Genomic DNA, 3,161 nt, shown 5'->3' with positions numbered 1-3,161 from the left:
GTGTGTTCGAGTCTCTCAAATTTTCGCAAGTCGATGATGAATCGAAAGAAACATCTTCGGGTTGTGAGGTTAAGCGACTAAGCGTACACGGTGGATGCCCTGGCAGTCAGAGGCGATGAAGGACGTGCTAATCTGCGAAAAGCGCCGGCGAGGTGATATGAACCTTTGACCCGGCGATGTCCGAATGGGGAAACCCAGTGTGATTCGTCACACTATCGTTAACTGAATACATAGGTTAACGAGGCGAACCGGGGGAACTGAAACATCTAAGTACCCCGAGGAAAAGAAATCAACCGAGATTCCCCCAGTAGCGGCGAGCGAACGGGGAGCAGCCCAGAGTCTGAATCAGCTTGTGTGTTAGTGGAAGCGTCTGGAAAGTCGCACGGTACAGGGTGACAGTCCCGTACACGAAAGCACACAGGCTGTGAACTCGAAGAGTAGGGCGGGACACGTGGTATCCTGTCTGAATATGGGGGGACCATCCTCCAAGGCTAAATACTCCTGACTGACCGATAGTGAACCAGTACCGTGAGGGAAAGGCGAAAAGAACCCCGGCGAGGGGAGTGAAAAAGAACCTGAAACCGTGTACGTACAAGCAGTGGGAGCACCTTCGTGGTGTGACTGCGTACCTTTTGTATAATGGGTCAGCGACTTATATTCTGTAGCAAGGTTAACCGTATAGGGGAGCCGAAGGGAAACCGAGTCTTAACTGGGCGTTAAGTTGCAGGGTATAGACCCGAAACCCGGTGATCTAGCCATGGGCAGGTTGAAGGTTGGGTAACACTAACTGGAGGACCGAACCGACTAATGTTGAAAAATTAGCGGATGACTTGTGGCTGGGGGTGAAAGGCCAATCAAACCGGGAGATAGCTGGTTCTCCCCGAAAGCTATTTAGGTAGCGCCTCGTGAACTCATCTTCGGGGGTAGAGCACTGTTTCGGCTAGGGGGCCATCCCGGCTTACCAACCCGATGCAAACTACGAATACCGAAGAATGTTATCACGGGAGACACACGGCGGGTGCTAACGTCCGTCGTGAAGAGGGAAACAACCCAGACCGCCAGCTAAGGTCCCAAAGTCATGGTTAAGTGGGAAACGATGTGGGAAGGCACAGACAGCCAGGATGTTGGCTTAGAAGCAGCCATCATTTAAAGAAAGCGTAATAGCTCACTGGTCGAGTCGGCCTGCGCGGAAGATGTAACGGGGCTAAACCATGCACCGAAGCTGCGGCAGCGACACTTATGTGTTGTTGGGTAGGGGAGCGTTCTGTAAGCCGTTGAAGGTGTGCTGTGAGGCATGCTGGAGGTATCAGAAGTGCGAATGCTGACATAAGTAACGATAAAGCGGGTGAAAAGCCCGCTCGCCGGAAGACCAAGGGTTCCTGTCCAACGTTAATCGGGGCAGGGTGAGTCGACCCCTAAGGCGAGGCCGAAAGGCGTAGTCGATGGGAAACAGGTTAATATTCCTGTACTTGGTGTTACTGCGAAGGGGGGACGGAGAAGGCTATGTTAGCCGGGCGACGGTTGTCCCGGTTTAAGCATGTAGGCGGAGGTTCCAGGTAAATCCGGTACCTTTTAACGCTGAGGTGTGATGACGAGGCACTACGGTGCTGAAGTAACAAATGCCCTGCTTCCAGGAAAAGCCTCTAAGCATCAGGTAACATCAAATCGTACCCCAAACCGACACAGGTGGTCAGGTAGAGAATACCAAGGCGCTTGAGAGAACTCGGGTGAAGGAACTAGGCAAAATGGTGCCGTAACTTCGGGAGAAGGCACGCTGATATGTAGGTGAAGCCCCTGCGGGTGGAGCTGAAATCAGTCGAAGATACCAGCTGGCTGCAACTGTTTATTAAAAACACAGCACTGTGCAAACACGAAAGTGGACGTATACGGTGTGACGCCTGCCCGGTGCCGGAAGGTTAATTGATGGGGTTAGCGGTAACGCGAAGCTCTTGATCGAAGCCCCGGTAAACGGCGGCCGTAACTATAACGGTCCTAAGGTAGCGAAATTCCTTGTCGGGTAAGTTCCGACCTGCACGAATGGCGTAATGATGGCCAGGCTGTCTCCACCCGAGACTCAGTGAAATTGAACTCGCTGTGAAGATGCAGTGTACCCGCGGCAAGACGGAAAGACCCCGTGAACCTTTACTATAGCTTGACACTGAACACTGGTCCTTGATGTGTAGGATAGGTGGGAGGCTTTGAAGCGTGGACGCCAGTCTGCGTGGAGCCGACCTTGAAATACCACCCTTTAATGGCTGGTGTTCTAACGTAGACCCGTGATCCGGGTTGCGGACAGTGTCTGGTGGGTAGTTTGACTGGGGCGGTCTCCTCCCAAAGAGTAACGGAGGAGCACGAAGGTTAGCTAATCCTGGTCGGACATCAGGAGGTTAGTGCAATGGCATAAGCTAGCTTGACTGCGAGAGTGACGGCTCGAGCAGGTGCGAAAGCAGGTCATAGTGATCCGGTGGTTCTGAATGGAAGGGCCATCGCTCAACGGATAAAAGGTACTCCGGGGATAACAGGCTGATACCGCCCAAGAGTTCATATCGACGGCGGTGTTTGGCACCTCGATGTCGGCTCATCACATCCTGGGGCTGAAGTAGGTCCCAAGGGTATGGCTGTTCGCCATTTAAAGTGGTACGCGAGCTGGGTTTAGAACGTCGTGAGACAGTTCGGTCCCTATCTGCCGTGGGCGCTGGAGAATTGAGGGGGGCTGCTCCTAGTACGAGAGGACCGGAGTGGACGCATCACTGGTGTTCGGGTTGTCATGCCAATGGCACTGCCCGGTAGCTAAATGCGGAAAAGATAAGTGCTGAAAGCATCTAAGCACGAAACTTGCCCCGAGATGAGTTCTCCCTGACCCTTTAAGGGTCCTGAAGGAACGTTGAAGACTACGACGTTGATAGGTCGGGTGTGTAAGCGCAGCGATGCGTTGAGCTAACCGATACTAATGAACCGTGAGGCTTAACCTTACAACGCCGAAGGTGTTTTGGCGAAGAGACACGATATTTTCAGCCTGATACAGATTTAACAGAATTTGCCTGGCGGCTTTAGCGCGGTGGTCCCACCTGACCCCATGCCGAACTCAGAAGTGAAACGCCGTAGCGCCGATGGTAGTGTGGGGTCTCCCCATGTGAGAGTAGGGAACTGCCAGGCATCAA

General features: G+C 53.1%; 2 rRNA genes. Both read left to right on the top strand.

What is annotated here, in order from left to right:
- Positions 1 to 67 precede the first annotated feature (67 nt).
- A 23S ribosomal RNA gene (locus tag ABR39_RS01115) occupies positions 68 to 2,972 on the top strand.
- A gap of 68 nt (positions 2,973 to 3,040) precedes the next feature.
- A 5S ribosomal RNA gene (gene rrf, locus ABR39_RS01110) occupies positions 3,041 to 3,156 on the top strand.
- The last annotated feature ends 5 nt before the right edge of the window (positions 3,157 to 3,161 follow it).

It is taken from the genome of Enterobacter genomosp. O, from assembly GCF_001022965.1.
In the GTDB taxonomy this organism is placed as follows: domain Bacteria; phylum Pseudomonadota; class Gammaproteobacteria; order Enterobacterales; family Enterobacteriaceae; genus Enterobacter; species Enterobacter cloacae_L.
Note: the sequence above shows the minus strand (reverse complement) of the source record. Positions and strands in the feature narration are given on the sequence as shown.